Genomic DNA, 13,727 nt, shown 5'->3' with positions numbered 1-13,727 from the left:
AGATTGGGGGCATGGAATCGGCACTTGATCCTCATGCGGCGCTGGCCCTGCTGGAATGGCAGGTGGAACTGGGCGTGACCGAAGCGATCGGCGACGCGCCGGTGAATCGCTATGCCTTGGCCGATACCGCGCCGCGCCCGGATCGCGCTACCGCCGCTGCGGCGCCATCACAGCCAGCCGCGCCGCAAGTGGTGCCAAAGACGGATCCGGTGCAAGAGGCGCGCAAGGCTGCGGCCGGGGCGACGGCACTGCCGTCGCTGCGCCAGGCGCTGGCGGAGTTCGAGCATTGCGAGCTTAAGAAGGGCGCGCGCAACCTTGTCTTTGCTGACGGGATGCCGGGGTCGCGGGTAATGATCATCGGCGAGGCGCCCGGCCGCGACGAGGATCGCGAGGGGCGCCCCTTTGTCGGCCGCGCCGGGCAACTTCTGGACCGGATGCTGGCGGCCATTGGCCTCGACCGGCAGAAAAACGTCTATATCACCAATGTCCTGCCCTGGCGGCCGCCGCAGAACCGCGACCCGCTGCCGGTCGAGATCGGGATGATGAAACCGTTCCTGGAACGGCATGTGGCGCTGGCACAGCCGCAGGTTCTGGTGCTGATGGGCAATATCAGCTGTGACGCGGTGCTGGGAAAACGGGGTATCACGCGGCTCAGGGGCCAATGGACCCAGGCGATGAACCTGCCGGTCATGCCGATGTTCCACCCTGCCTATCTGCTGCGCCAGCCGCAGATGAAGCGGCAGGCCTGGGCCGACCTTCTGGAACTCAAGGCAAAGCTGAAGGAGCAGTGATGCGCATATTGGCCTTTTCCGATCTCCACATGGCGCGCGCCCGGGCCGCCGATCTGGTCGCTGCAAGCCTGGAGGCCGATATCGTGATCGGCGCAGGCGATTACTGCAACGGGCGCCAGGGGTTGGATCAGGCGATGGCGATGCTGGCCGGGATCATGGTGCCGCTGGTGCTGGTGCCGGGAAACGCCGAAAGCGCCGCCGAGCTGGAGGCCGCCGCGCCCGAAGGCGTGCATGTGCTGCATGGCACCTCGGCCACGGTGGACGGGATACGGATGTTCGGGCTGGGCTATGGCGTGCCGCCCACGCCTTTTGGCGACTGGTCCTGTGACATGACCGAGGGCGAGGCATCCGAGATGCTGGCGCGCTGCAAGTCCGCCGATATCCTGATCACCCATTCGCCGCCAAAGGGGTTCGGCGATGTCACCTCGGATGGCAAGTCGGTCGGATCGACCGCGATCCGCGACGCCATCGAACGGGTGCAACCGCAGCTGGCGCTATGCGGTCATATCCATGACAGCTGGGGCGCGCGGGGCAGCATGGGGCGGACGCGGCTTGCAAACCTTGGTCCCACAGTGAACTGGTTCGAGTGGCCGCAATGATCGAGCCCATCACATTCTTGACGTTTTTGCCGGCCGCGCTGGCGCTGAACCTGACGCCGGGCGCCGACATGATGTTCTGCCTCGGCCAAGGGTTGCGATCTGGTCCGCGTGCTGCCTGGGCGGCCAGCGCCGGTATCTCGGCGGGCGGCATGGTGCATGTCGCGGTGGCCGGGCTGGGTCTGGGGGCTGCGGTGCAGGCAATGCCGTGGCTGTTCGACGCCATCCGCTGGGTCGGCGTGGCCTATCTGCTGTGGCTGGCCTGGGGGGCGCTGCGGCAAGGGGCCGTTGCCGCCGATACCCCGCCGCGTGCCGCGCGGCATGCCTTTCGCGACGGGATGCTGGTGAACCTGACCAACCCCAAGGTGATCTTGTTTGTGCTGGCCTTTATCCCGCAATTCGTATCGCCCGAGGCTGGCCCGATCCTGCCACAGTTTCTGGTCTTTGGTGCCATCATCGGGTTGGGCGGGTTTGTCATCAACGGGTTGGTGGGGCTTTTTGCGGGCGGCCTCGGGCGCCAGTTAACAGGCAATCCGCGCCTGGGCCGCATCCTGGGCCGGGTGACGGCGGGTATTTTTGCCGCGCTGGCGCTGCGGCTCGCCATTCTTGAAAGGACCTGATCCGCCATGTCGCGCATCGACGAAAGCCTCGATTTCATTCCTGTCCGTATCGCGGTGCTCACCGTGTCGGATACCCGCTCGCTGGAAGAGGATCGATCGGGCCAGACCTTGGTCGACCGGATCGCACGGGCAGGACATGTGCTGGCCGACCGGCACATCATTCAGGACGAGCGCGCCCAGATCGCCGACCAGCTGCGCGCCTGGGTCGCCGATCCGGATGTCGATGTCATCATCTCGACCGGCGGCACCGGCCTGACCGGGCGTGACGTGACGGTCGAGGCGCATCGCGACGTTTACGAGAAAGAGATCGAGGCTTTCGCCACCGTCTTTACCCTGATTTCGATGGAAAAGATCGGAACCTCGGCGGTGCAGTCGCGCGCCACGGGCGGCGTTGCGGGGGGCACCTATCTGTTTGCGCTGCCCGGCAGCCCGGGCGCCTGCAAGGATGCCTGGGACGGGATTTTGGAAAAACAGCTCGATTACCGCCATCGTCCCTGCAACTTTGTCGAGATCATGCCACGATTGGATGAGCATCTGCGACGGAAATAGGTCAGGATCACGTTCAAGAATATGAGGCTTGGCAATTTTCCGGGGCCTCCTAGCTTGTCTATGATACTGTCACCTGTAACCGGAACCCGGTAAACAATGCGATTTCTTCGGCAAAGCCTGCTTGGTGTCTTTCTTGCCTCGGTTGCCCTGGCCCTGCTGATCTGGGCCGGGCAATTGGTGTTGGACGCCGTGCAATCCCGGATGAACGCTGACAAGAAACCACCCGCAGCCCGTGAACGGGTGTTCGCGGTCAATGTACAAACCGCACAATCCGGCACCGTCACGCCGGTTCTGGAAGCATTTGGCAAGGTACAAAGCCGCCGCACTCTGGAATTGCGCAGCGCTATGGGCGGACGGGTGATCGGGCTGGCGGAAAACTTTGTCGACGGCGGCACGGTTCATGCGGGCGAGGTTCTGGTGCAGATAGACCCCGCCAAGGCGCAGACCGAACTGGACCGGGCGCGCTCGGATCTGATGGATGCCGAAGCCGAGGAACGCGATGCCGCCCGGGCCTTGATCCTGGCGGGACACGAATTACAGGCGGCGGAAGATCAGGCCACCCTGCGCGCGCAGGCGATGCAACGTCAGCAGGATCTGGTCGAGCGCGGGGTAGGCAGCGCCGCAATGACGGAAACCGCAGAACTGGCGGATGCCCAGGCGCGCCAGGCGGTTTTGTCCCGCCAGATCGCGGTGGCCCAGGCCGAGGCACGGGTGGACCAGGCCGCGACCCGGCTGGCACGCGCGCGTCTGGCGCTGGATCTGGCCGAGCGGGATCTGGCCGAAACCGAAGTGTTCGCGAGCTTTGACGGTACGCTGAGCGGGGTGACGCTGGTCGAGGGACGACTGGTCTCGGTGAACGAGAAACTGGCCGAACTGATCGACCCGACCGCTCTGGAAGTAGCCTTTCGGATTTCGACGGCGCAATATGCGCGTCTGCTTGACGCGTCTGGCCGGCTGATCGGCGCCCCTGTTACGGTCAAGCTGGATGTTACCGGGGCCGATCTGGTCGCACAGGGCAGCATCAGCCGTGACAGCGCGGCGGCAGGGGACGGTCAGTCGGGCCGCCTTATCTATGCCGGGCTGGATGCGTCGCCAGGGTTCAAGCCGGGCGACTTCGTAACTGTGAGTGTCGAGGAACCCCCGCTATTGAATGTGGTGCAACTGCCAGCCTCGGCGCTGGATGCGTCGGGAACGGTGCTGGTGCTGAGTGCAGAAGACCGTCTGGAGGAGTTGCCGGTGTCGCTGCTGCGGCGTCAGGGCGACCATGTTCTCGTCCGTGGCGACGGACTGGAAGGGCGCGAGGTGGTGATCGGCCGCACGCCATTGCTGGGTCCGGGAATCAAGGTTCGGCCGCTGCGGGTCGAAGCGGAGGCCGGTGAACCGGATGTCTCGCTGCTGGAGCTGTCCGACGAACGCCGGGCGCGCCTTGTGGCCTTTGTCGAGGGGAACGATCGGATGCCGGCGGATGTGAAACAGCGGCTGCTGGGCCAGCTTGGCGAAACCCGCGTGCCCGCACGCCTGGTGCAGCGGCTGGAAGAGCGGGCTGGGGGCTGACCGGCATGGTCCGCGATATCCCCAAAGCCGCTGGCGGGCTTCTGAGCTACTTCACGCGCCATCGGACCGCCGCCAATCTGCTGCTTGTGGTCCTGTTGGTGCTGGGGGCCGCAGCCATTCCGAACATGCGGGCGCAGTTTTTTCCCGACGTGATCGTCCAGAACGTGACGGTCAATGTCGAGTGGGAAGGGGCCGGACCCGAAGATGTTGACAGCGCCATCGTGCAGGTTCTGGAACCGGCCTTGCTGGCCGTAGACGGGGTGGAAAGCTCGACCGCCACCTCGCGTGAGGGGCGTGCCAATGTGACGCTGGAATTCGAACCCGGCTGGGACATGGCACAGGCCGCCGATGACGTGCAGGCGGCGGTGGATGCGATAACGACCCTGCCGGAGGATGCCGAGGAGCCATCGGTCCGTCGTGGGGTCTGGCGGGACCGGGTGACCGACGTTGTGATCACCGGACCCGTCTCGCCCGAGCAACTGGCCCGGTTTACCGACGAGCTGATCGTCCGGCTGTTCGAGATCGGGGTGACACGGACCACGATCCGGGGTCTGGCCGCTCCGCGCACGGTGGTCGAAGTGCCATCGGCCAAGCTGATCGCCAATGATGTATCCATGTCCGAAATCGCGGCGGCGATTGCGGCCGAGGTCACAGGTGATCCGGCGGGCGACGTGACAGGTGCAAATGCACGTATCCGCACCGGGGTGGAGAAGCGCAGCCCCGAAGAGATCGGCGGGATCGTCCTGCGCTCGAACCCCGATGGGTCCAAGCTGCGCGTTGCGGATGTGGCGACGATCCGGGTCGAAGGGGTCACGCGCAACCGGAGCTATTGGGTCGGGGACCAGCCTGCAATGTCGGTCCGGGTGGATCGATCGGATCAGGGCGATGCGATCAAGGTTCAGCATCAGGTCGCCGAGTTGGTCGAGGTGATGGAGGCAGGTCTGCCGCAGGGCGTGAGCATGGATCTGATCCGGACCCGGGCCGAGGCAATCACCGACCGTCTGAACATTCTGGTCGACAACGGGCTTGTCGGGCTGGGACTGGTCGTTCTGTTGCTGTTTTTGTTCCTGAACGCGCGGACGGCATTCTGGGTGGCGGCGGGGATCCCGGCGTCGATGTTCGCTGCGGTGGCCCTGATGTATGCGGCTGGATTGACGATCAACATGGTGTCGCTGTTCGGGCTGATCATCACGCTGGGCATCGTGGTGGATGATGCCATCGTTGTTGGGGAACATGCCGATTTCCGGGCGCGGCGGCTGGGGGAGCACCCGGTCGTTGCCGCGGAAACCGCCGCAAGACGCATGGCGATGCCGGTCTTTGCCGCGACGCTGACCACGATCATCGCCTTTTTCGGCCTTACCGCAATCGGAGGGCATTTCGGAAAGTTGATAGGGGACATTCCGTTCACCGTGATCGCCGTGCTGGCCGCGTCGCTGGTTGAGTGTTTCCTGATCCTGCCCAACCACATGTCCCATGCCATTGCGCATTCAGCCAAGGAACATTGGTATGACTGGCCGAACCGGGCGGTGAACAGGGGGTTTCGCTGGCTGCGCGACCATCTGTTTCGCCGTTTCGTGGGCTGGGTCGTGCGGGCGCGCTATGTCGTTCTGGCGGGCACGGTGACAGTTCTGGCCAGCCAGGCGGCGCTGTTCATCACCGGCGATGTGCAGTGGCGGTTCTTTAACGCGCCCGAACGCGGCTCGGTCACCGGCAATTTCAGCATGGTCGAGGGCGCCACGCGTGAAGATACGATGGCGATGATGCACGAGTTGCAGCGCTCCACCGAGGAGCTTGGCCGCATCTATGAAGAGCGCCACGGCCGTAACCCGATCGACTTTGTGATGGCCGAGATCGGCGGAAACGCAGGGCCCGGGCTGGCCGGTTCCGACACCAAGGATGCGGATCTGCTGGGCGGAATCTCGATCGAATTGATCGACGCGGACGAACGCCCCTATTCCAGCTTTGCCTTTGTCGGAGAGTTGCAGGATTTCGTGAACCGGCATTCCAAGGTCGAAACGCTCAGTTTTCGCGGCTGGCGGTCGGGGCCGGGTGGCGATGCGCTTGACGTGCAGTTCTATGGCGCCTCGGCGCAGGTGCTGAAATCGGCCGCTGAGGATCTGCAAACCGCACTGGCGCGGTACCCGGAGGTTTCTGGGGTCGAGGACGATCTGAGCTATGACAAGGAAGAGATTGTATTGGACCTGACAGCGCAGGGTCAGGCGCTGGGCTTTACGGTTGACGCGCTGGGCCGGGCGCTTAGGGCGCGGCTGAACGGGATCGAGGCGGCGACCTATCCCGACGGGCCGCGTAGCGCACAAATCCGGGTCGAACTGCCAGAGAACGAGCTGACCGCCGATTTCCTGGAACGGACGCTGATGCGGACACCGCAAGGTGTGTATGTTCCGCTCGCCGACATCGTTTCGGTCACCCAGCGCACCGGGTTTTCCACGGTGAAACGGGAAAACGGCATTCGGGTCGTTTCGGTCACCGGCGATATTTCCGAAGACGATCCGGCGCGGGCGGCCGAGATCTCGACGGCGCTGGAAACCGAGATCCTGCCACGGATCGCCAGCGAACGTCAGGTCGAATGGAGGCTGGCGGGGCTGAGCGAACAAGAGGACACCTTCCTGACCGAGGCGGCCTCGGGCGTGATCCTTTGCCTGACCGGCATCTACCTGGTACTGGCCTGGGTCTTTGCCAGTTGGACCCGGCCCTTGGTGGTGATGGCGATCATTCCGTTCGGGCTGGTGGGAACGATCTGGGGCCACTACATCTGGGAAGTGCCGCTCAGCATGTTCACGGTTGTGGGGCTTCTGGGGATGACCGGGATCATCATCAACGACTCGATCGTTCTGGTGACGACAATTGACGAATATGCCGAAACGCGCGGACTGCTCCCCTCTATCATCGACGGCACAGCTGATCGGTTGCGGCCGGTTCTGCTGACCTCGCTCACAACGGTGCTGGGTCTTGCGCCGCTGCTTTATGAGAGCTCGCAGCAGGCGCAGTTCCTGAAGCCGACCGTGATCACCCTGGTTTACGGGTTGGGGTTTGGTGTGCTGCTCGTACTGCTGGTTGTGCCTGCCCTGCTTGCAATTCAGAATGATGTGGTGCGGCCGCTGACCGCGCTGAAACGTGCGCTGCGCGGGCCGGACAGGTTGGCGCGCTGGGCAGTTGTCACATGCGGAATATCGACGCTTGGCTGGCTTGGCGTGACGGTTGTCTGGCCAGCGGTCTTTGGGTCTTTGCCCCCGCGCCTTGTCGAAATCGTGCCGAAAATCGCAGACAGGCCCCCCATGGTCGCGGGCATGGCCCTGTTCGTCGCAGGGGCATTTGCGTTGACCCTGTTGGCAATGGCGGTTTCTGGTCTGGTGCTGGCCCGTCGAGCCCGACGGCAGTCGCAGTAGGTTACCGGTTCAACCGTCGCGAAGAGCGATGCTCAAAAGCTCGGCGACCCGGTCAAGCAGGGGCAATGTGCCTTGCCGGACATCGTCGATATGCACCCATCTGGCATCCAGCGCGTCGTCTCCGCCGCGCGGATCGCCCTCGACATAACGGCACAGAACACTGACCAACAGGTAATGCACCAGGGTTTCGCCGCTGTCGCCGCGCCGGATCAGGTCGAAATGTGTAAGGTAACGTTGCGGGCGAGCGCTAATGCCGGTTTCCTCGAACAATTCGCGAATGGCGGCATCGCGCACGGTTTCGCCCCATTCCACATGGCCACCAGGGAACCCCCATAGACCACGGCCCGGGTCCTTGCCGCGTTGGGCCAGAAGAACATGGTTGTCGTGAAGGACAACGGCGAGGGCGCCGACAAGCGGCCGTTGCTCCATGCGTTACCCCGGCAGACAGCCCAAGATGTCGACCGCGTGCTTGCTGCCGAGAACGGTGATCCGCATCTGCGATCGGTCCAGCGCGAAGGCGCCGCCGGCGGCGTTCAGGATCTCGGACCGGGCGTATAATGTGTTTCCCTGACGGCGCGTCTCGGCCTCGGTAGCCCGAAGGGTTGGGTCGCTGGGTTCGAAAACGGCCAGTTCGCTGCCGCCGGTATGGGGCAGAGTGATCTCGGCCTCGATCTGCATGCCATTGCCGGTGGGCATTAGCCGACAGGTCGCCGAGCGTACCCCGGCCTCGCTGGCCGAGTAGGGCCGTTGCGCCAGCGCAGCGGCAATCGCCGGGTTGCGGGGGGCGTTGGCGTCCAGCGTATGGTCGATGTTCCGGCTTGCAGGCACGCAAATATCCTTGCACACGCCAAAGTCCATCTCGCCCTTGAGCCGGACCGGTTGTCCGGCCTTCCGGGGGGTAATCTCGATCGGCAGGACCACTTGATCCTTGTAACCGATTGAGCGCAGACCGCTTTGCTCGAACACATGCGGTGCCGGCCATGTGATTGTCAGTTCGCCGACATTGCGCGATCCGCTCCAGTTGAAACTGGGCGGAATTCCCGCCTCGCCCGGTGCGCGCCAATAGGTTTTCCACCCGTCGGCGAGGGTCAGCCGGATCGCGCCCAGAACGGTGCCGCGCGCTGTCATGCCGCCGTCGAGGATATCGACCTGTACAAAATCATCCAGGCCGGCGGCCCTGGAAGGCACAGCCCACGAAAAGCTTAGAGATGCGATGGCGAGTGCGCCGAGCAATGTGCGGTTCATGCACTAAAGATGGCCCTGCATCCTGCATTTGCCAAGTCACGATCGGTTTAAGCTGTGCAATTTCCGCGCGGCTGGCGGGCAACTGCTTGCACCGCGCAGCGCCGAACCCCATTGTTGAGTGGCAAGGAGACATGACCATCAATGCTGGACCTGACCGGAAAACTGCTGATCGCCATGCCTGGCATGGGCGACCCTCGATTTGACCGATCCGTCATCTTCATGTGTAGCCATGGAGCGGACGGCGCGATGGGTCTGATTGTCAACAAACCCTCCGATCTGCGCTTGGCCGACCTTCTGTCACAGATGGATATGGCTTGCGAGGACCCGGCTGTGGCTCAGGCCGCAGTGCGGTTTGGTGGACCGGTCGAGACCGGGCGGGGTTTCGTGCTGCATTCGTCCGACTATGCGGCAAATCTGCATTCTCTAAAAGTGTCAGACGGTTTCAGCATGACTGCGACGCTCGACATCCTTGAAGATATCGCAAATGGCCATGGCCCCGCGCGAAGGGCGCTGATGCTTGGGTATTCCGGCTGGGGGCCGGGTCAGTTGGAGGCAGAGATTTCTGACAATGGTTGGCTCACCACCGAAGCCGAAAGTGATCTGGTTTTCAACACTCCGGACGGGGAGAAATGGGAAGCGGCATTGAAGACGTTGGGCATTGATGCGCTACTGTTGTCAGCCAGCGCTGGGCACGCCTAAGCCATTCCAGCTTGGTTTAGTTTTCGCCCTCTAAGGCCAATTTCAGGGCTGCGGTGACATGCGCAGCCGACGGATTGACGAAAAGATGCCCACCTGCGCTGAACGTTACGTCATCGACATGTCGGGGAAAGGCCAGCGGCAGTTCGGTACAGGCCAGTAGGATCGCGGTGCCCGGGGTGGCATGTCGGTCACAATAGGCAAGGAGCTTGTCCCGCGCATGCGGCGAAACACCGGCATAGAGGTCTTCGTCGATCAGGGCCTGCATCTCGGCAATCTCAATGTCGCTTAGCGGGTCATTGGCCGTAATGCCGAAGCCTGACAGGGTATTGGCATAGTCGCGGGCCTGCATGGTCACGGTCGTTCCCAGAACCAGCGCGCGGGTCAGCCCGGTTTGGGCCGTGGCCTCGGCAGTTGCGTCGAATATCGACAGGATCGGCATGGAGACGCCCAGCTGGATCGCGTGCAGCCGCGCGTGGGGCGTGTTGGAAGCGATAATGGCGAAATCGCAGCCGGCATTCTGAAGGGTAAGCAAGGCATCGCGGAATACGGCGTCAAAGCCGGACCAGCTGCGCTCATCGCCAGCCCGGCCGCGCAGCGCGCGTGTCTGGGACTGTGTCACCGATTCGATGGTCATGCGCGGGATGGGCAGCGGCCTGGTGTGACCGCGGCTGGCAAAGAACCGACCGGCGCCCTCGGCGATAGCGCGATAGTAGTCTATGGTCGAGGGCCAGCCGACGCCGCCCAAAATCCCGATCTTCTTCATACCCGTTCCCTCTCGGATCATCTGCGCCGCACGCGATCATTGCGCGCGGCGCCGACAATTGCCAGAGCGGTCAGGCGGCGAGCTGACCGATCTGGGTCCGGGCTGAGGTCAGAGCGGCCTCGGGATCGACGGCCATGCGGTCTGCGGCGATCACGCTGACTTCGGTGATCCCGATGAAGCCCAGCACATGACGGGCATAGCCGGTGGCAAAGTCGATGTCGGAATCCACCGCTGTCCCGCCGGACGCCACCGCAAGGATGGCCCGTTTCCCGGTCAGCAGACCCCTGGGCCCGTTTTCGGAATAGGCAAAGGTCACACCCGCACGGGCGACAAGGTCGATCCAGGCCTTGAATGCGGCGGGCACCGAGAAGTTGTAGATCGGTAGGCCGATAACGATCGTGTCGGCGTCCTTCAGCTCCTGCACCAGTTGATCCGACAGGGCGAGTGTCTTGCGCTGCTCATCGGTCCGGCTGTCCGCCGGGGTGAAGTTGGCATCGACCCAGGCTTCGGTCAGCAGGGGCAGGGGCGTGGACAAATCGCGGCGGATGATGCGCGCCGGGGTAAGCCGACTGACGATGTCGGCCGAAAGATCTCGGGTCGTCGAACCCTGGCGGCGGGCGGATGCGTCGATATGCAGAACGGTCTGAGTCATTGGAACCCCTTTGAGATTTGTATGCGATGGGGTGAAATTGGTTATTGCAAATGTGAACGCAACGCTGGAAAAATCACATCTTATGTTGACGTGCGCACAGATGGATTAATTGTCGAATGGAAAACTGGGACGAGGTTCGAACCGCTTATCAGGTGGCCCGGATGGGGACGGTAAGCGGCGCGGCAGAGGTGCTGGGGGTGCATCACGCCACCGTCATCCGCCATATTGATGCGCTGGAGGCGCGATTGAGCGTGAAGCTGTTCCAGCGGCATGCCCGTGGTTACACGCCGACAGAGGCCGGTCTGGATCTGTTGCGGGTGGCGCAGGCCACGGATGACCAGTTCAACCAGTTGGTCGGCCGCCTGAAAGGGGTCGGAGACGATGTCTCGGGAGAACTGGTCCTGACATCGCTCGAGTCGCTGGCGCCATTGGTGGTGCCGGTGCTCACCGCTTTTCAACGCCAGCACCCCGGATTGATCGTGCGGTTTCTGACGGGGGCCCGTCTTTTCCGGCTGGAATATGGCGAGGCACATGTGGCGATCCGGGCCGGGCGCGTGCCGGACCAGCCGGATAACGTGGTTCAGCCCTTCGTCTCTCAGGAAGCGGGGCTCTATGCCAGCAAGGACTATGTCGAGAAGCACGGCAGCCTTGACGGAGTGGAAGACATGAAGAACCATGTCTTTGTCGGCAGCGACGACGAAAACAGCCGGGCCCCCTTTCACATCTGGTTGAGGCAGAACGCCCCGGCGGACAAGATCGTGTTCCGGTGCTCGGACAATGCATCAATCCAGCAGGCCGTTCTTGCCGGAGCGGGTATCGGTTTTGTGCCGCGCTGGGAGGCGGCGCGGCATCCCGAGTTGATAGAGATGATGCCGTCCCAGGACGAATGGGCGGGCAAGCTTTGGCTGGTGACACATGTCGACCTGCACAGGACGCCCAAGGTTCAGAGCTTCCTCAAATTTCTGAAACAGGAAGCGCAAACATGGGTGGGCTGAGCCCCGAGGGACGCGGGCATCTTGCGATGTTGTGCTTTTCGGCTCTGGTGGCGGGCAGTTTTTCGTTGGGGTCCATGGTCGCCAACGAGATTGCGCCGGCGGCCTTGAACGCGGCCCGGTTCGCCCTGGCAGTGATGGTGATTGCGGGCGTCGCCTCGGTCACCACCGGAGTGCCGCGCAGCGCGCTGCATGCGCCCTGGCGGTATTTCGTTCTGGGCGGCCTTTTTGCTGCTTATTTCGTGATGATGTTCGAAGGGCTGAAGACCGCGCCGCCGGTCAGTGCGGCGGCGGTCTTTACCCTGACCCCGATCCTGTCGGCGCTGGCCGGGTGGTTCCTGTTGAAACAGGTCACGACAACGCGGATGGCACTGGCGCTTGCCATCGGGGCGACAGGGGCGCTTTGGGTGATCTTTCGCGCCGATTGGTCCGCTTTTCGCGCCTTCGAGATCGGTCGGGGTGAGGTCATCTATTTCTACGGGTGTATCGCGCACGCTGTTTATACACCGATGGTGCGCAAGCTGAATCGGGGTGAACCGGCGGTTGTCTTTACTCTTGGGATGCTGCTAGCAGGTTGCGTGATCCTGACGATCTATGGCTGGCAGGATATTCGCGCGACCGACTGGATGCATTTGCCCGCGATCGTCTGGATCGGACTTCTCTATGTGGCGATCTGTGCCAGCGCCATGACATTTGTGCTGTTGCAATACGCAACGCTCCGGCTGCCTTCGGCCAAGGTGATGGCATATACTTATCTGACGCCAAGCTGGGTGATCTGCTGGGAAATGGCGCTGGGTAATGGTGTGCCGACGGGTCTGGTCCTGATTGGCATCGCCATGACGGCAATCGCGCTGCTTATGCTTCTGGAAAGCCCGGTTCGAAGGGCGGCGGCCTGACCGGTGCCACCACCTAGCTGTCGGGCTGGGCATCCTCGCCCAACTCGGTTTCCAGGAACCGCTCGAACGCGTCCAGGTTCACCGGTTCGAACTGGCCGAACCCCTGCATCCAGACGCTGGCCGCGCGCAGCGAGTCCGGTTCCAGCTTGCACCATTTCACCCGGCCCCGCTTTTCCTGGCTGATCAGCCCGGCGCGGGTCAGTATGACCAGATGCTTCGAGATCGCGGCCAAGGACATCTCAAAGGGTTCGGCGACGTCTGTCACGGCCATGTCATCCTCAAGCAGCATCGCGAGGATGGCGCGCCGGGTAGGGTCGGCGAGGGCGGCAAAGACGTCGTCAAGCGGTTCAGGCATGTCTTGCCAGAAACATATGGCGAAAGGATCGTCAACCATTTGGTTGAATATGTCCATTTGGCCCATTTGGCGCTAACAGCGGATGCGGCGCATTCGCGCGGCAAGTTTGAGCATATGTGTTTTTCAATAAAAACAGCCGCTTGCTTGGATAATAGAGGTCGGCACTGCGGCGTTGACTCCGAGGCACTTGCCCCTTAGCAGAGTGCCAACACTGCGTGGGAGTTCCGCCCGTGACCGAAGACGACCAAAAGCAGCGGCTGACGCAGCTGGAGGCGCGGATCGCGGCGGCCAAGAAGGCCGGAAGCAAGACCGAGAAACGCGCGGATGCAAGCCATGCCCAGGGCGAATTGGCCTGGCGCATGGTGATCGAGATGGTTTCCGGTCTGGGGATCGGATTTGGCATTGGGTACGGGCTGGACAGCCTGTTCGGGACGATCCCGATCTTCCTGGTGCTGTTCACATTGCTAGGTCTTGCCGCCGGGGTGAATGTCATGCTCCGCAGTGCGCGCGAAATCCAGGCGAAGACAGAGGCTGAAGCCGCGAAGGCAAAGGCCGAGAGAGACGAGAGGGACTAGACGTGGCAAGCGAAGCACAGGCCGCAGACAAGG

General features: G+C 63.0%; 15 protein-coding genes. 10 read left to right on the top strand and 5 right to left on the bottom strand.

All coding sequences use genetic code 11. The features are described from left to right. Positions 1-11: 11 nt before the first annotated feature. The 6 genes from OEZ49_RS12925 (at position 12) to OEZ49_RS12900 (ending at position 7,517) form a co-directional block, all read left to right on the top strand. Positions 12-791 (top strand): uracil-DNA glycosylase, encoded by a 780-nt coding sequence (locus OEZ49_RS12925; protein WP_263388694.1) that lies wholly within the window; start codon positions 12-14, stop codon positions 789-791. Then, positions 791-1,390 (top strand): metallophosphoesterase family protein, encoded by a 600-nt coding sequence (locus OEZ49_RS12920; RefSeq protein WP_263388693.1) that lies wholly within the window; start codon positions 791-793, stop codon positions 1,388-1,390. Before OEZ49_RS12925 ends, OEZ49_RS12920 begins: the two co-directional genes overlap by 1 nt. After that, entirely contained in the window at positions 1,387-2,007 is a 621-nt protein-coding gene (locus tag OEZ49_RS12915; protein ID WP_263388692.1) for a LysE family translocator, read from the top strand. The genes OEZ49_RS12920 and OEZ49_RS12915 overlap by 4 nt, the downstream gene beginning before the upstream one ends. A gap of 6 nt (positions 2,008-2,013) precedes the next feature. Then, positions 2,014-2,556, top strand: coding sequence for a molybdenum cofactor biosynthesis protein B (moaB, locus tag OEZ49_RS12910; RefSeq protein WP_164127275.1), 543 nt, complete (start codon positions 2,014-2,016; stop codon positions 2,554-2,556). Between the two features lie 96 nt (positions 2,557-2,652). Continuing rightward, positions 2,653-4,110, top strand: coding sequence for an efflux RND transporter periplasmic adaptor subunit (locus tag OEZ49_RS12905; protein ID WP_263388691.1), 1,458 nt, complete (start codon positions 2,653-2,655; stop codon positions 4,108-4,110). A gap of 5 nt (positions 4,111-4,115) precedes the next feature. Next, a complete protein-coding gene (locus OEZ49_RS12900) occupies positions 4,116-7,517 on the top strand; it encodes an efflux RND transporter permease subunit (RefSeq protein ID WP_263388690.1) in 3,402 nt (1,133 codons plus the stop codon). 9 nt (positions 7,518-7,526) lie between these two features. Here the strand turns inward: OEZ49_RS12900 and OEZ49_RS12895 are convergent, their stop codons facing one another. Both OEZ49_RS12895 and OEZ49_RS12890 read right to left on the bottom strand, forming a co-directional pair. Next, on the bottom strand, positions 7,527-7,946 hold the full coding sequence (locus OEZ49_RS12895) for an NUDIX hydrolase (RefSeq protein WP_263388689.1): 420 nt from the start codon (positions 7,944-7,946) through the stop codon (positions 7,527-7,529). A 3-nt stretch (positions 7,947-7,949) separates the two neighbouring features. Continuing rightward, on the bottom strand, positions 7,950-8,762 hold the full coding sequence (locus OEZ49_RS12890; RefSeq protein ID WP_263388688.1) for a protein-disulfide reductase DsbD domain-containing protein: 813 nt from the start codon (positions 8,760-8,762) through the stop codon (positions 7,950-7,952). Between the two features lie 144 nt (positions 8,763-8,906). Between OEZ49_RS12890 and OEZ49_RS12885 the strand changes: the two genes are divergently transcribed. Beyond that, entirely contained in the window at positions 8,907-9,461 is a 555-nt protein-coding gene (locus OEZ49_RS12885; RefSeq protein ID WP_263388752.1) for a YqgE/AlgH family protein, read from the top strand. A gap of 16 nt (positions 9,462-9,477) precedes the next feature. Here the strand turns inward: OEZ49_RS12885 and OEZ49_RS12880 are convergent, their stop codons facing one another. After that, positions 9,478-10,224 (bottom strand): aspartate/glutamate racemase family protein, encoded by a 747-nt coding sequence (locus OEZ49_RS12880; RefSeq protein WP_263388687.1) that lies wholly within the window; start codon positions 10,222-10,224, stop codon positions 9,478-9,480. A 70-nt stretch (positions 10,225-10,294) separates the two neighbouring features. Then, positions 10,295-10,876 (bottom strand): FMN-dependent NADH-azoreductase, encoded by a 582-nt coding sequence (locus OEZ49_RS12875; RefSeq protein WP_263388686.1) that lies wholly within the window; start codon positions 10,874-10,876, stop codon positions 10,295-10,297. Between the two features lie 116 nt (positions 10,877-10,992). Between OEZ49_RS12875 and OEZ49_RS12870 the strand changes: the two genes are divergently transcribed. Beyond that, positions 10,993-11,871: a LysR family transcriptional regulator gene (locus tag OEZ49_RS12870; protein ID WP_263388685.1), complete on the top strand. Its 879-nt coding sequence runs from the start codon at positions 10,993-10,995 to the stop codon at positions 11,869-11,871. Then, positions 11,859-12,764 carry a DMT family transporter gene (locus OEZ49_RS12865; protein WP_397545665.1) on the top strand — a complete coding sequence of 302 codons (906 nt, stop codon included), beginning with the start codon at positions 11,859-11,861 and terminating at the stop codon, positions 12,762-12,764. The genes OEZ49_RS12870 and OEZ49_RS12865 overlap by 13 nt, the downstream gene beginning before the upstream one ends. A gap of 13 nt (positions 12,765-12,777) precedes the next feature. Here the strand turns inward: OEZ49_RS12865 and OEZ49_RS12860 are convergent, their stop codons facing one another. Then, positions 12,778-13,119 carry an ArsR/SmtB family transcription factor gene (locus OEZ49_RS12860; protein WP_164127497.1) on the bottom strand — a complete coding sequence of 114 codons (342 nt, stop codon included), beginning with the start codon at positions 13,117-13,119 and terminating at the stop codon, positions 12,778-12,780. A 230-nt stretch (positions 13,120-13,349) separates the two neighbouring features. Here OEZ49_RS12860 and OEZ49_RS12855 point away from each other — a divergent pair, with 230 nt between their 5' ends. Beyond that, positions 13,350-13,694 carry an AtpZ/AtpI family protein gene (locus OEZ49_RS12855; RefSeq protein ID WP_263388684.1) on the top strand — a complete coding sequence of 115 codons (345 nt, stop codon included), beginning with the start codon at positions 13,350-13,352 and terminating at the stop codon, positions 13,692-13,694. Positions 13,695-13,727: the final 33 nt, after the last annotated feature.

Source organism: Ruegeria marisflavi (assembly GCF_025673445.1).
GTDB classification, from domain to species: domain Bacteria; phylum Pseudomonadota; class Alphaproteobacteria; order Rhodobacterales; family Rhodobacteraceae; genus Ruegeria_B; species Ruegeria_B marisflavi.
This window is presented reverse-complemented; position numbering and strand designations above follow the sequence as displayed.